Source organism: Sphaerospermopsis reniformis (assembly GCF_005402885.1).
GTDB classification, from domain to species: Bacteria; Cyanobacteriota; Cyanobacteriia; order Cyanobacteriales; family Nostocaceae; genus Sphaerospermopsis; species Sphaerospermopsis kisseleviana.
Genome location: NZ_BJCE01000644.1, coordinates 1 through 251, shown reverse-complemented (window position 1 = coordinate 251; position 251 = coordinate 1). Strand labels below are relative to the sequence as shown.

At 35.9% G+C, this 251-nt stretch carries 1 protein-coding gene; it reads right to left on the bottom strand.

Translation table 11 applies throughout. The annotated features are described in order from the left end of the window. Positions 1 to 251, bottom strand: a 251-nt coding sequence (locus tag FFR48_RS28695) for a transposase family protein (RefSeq protein WP_137669648.1), incomplete at both ends; no start/stop codon positions are given.

Below are 251 nucleotides of genomic sequence, written 5' to 3'. Positions count from 1 at the left end.
CTTTTTCTGAGGTGTAGTCATATTATCTCCACCTATATAAGCTTTATCTCCTTGAAATCTCTGTCCAGAATCAAATTTTTCTTGTTGACCTCTAAACAAAGAAATATCGCTAGTTGGTCCTGGTTTGCCTACCGTCACATCTACTATATCTCCTCCTTTTGGCATGGTGACAACTTGATTTTTAAATGAGTGATATTTCTTCTTTCCCGAATAGTATCTTTTTTGCTCATCATTGTCTTCAGGTCTTTCTA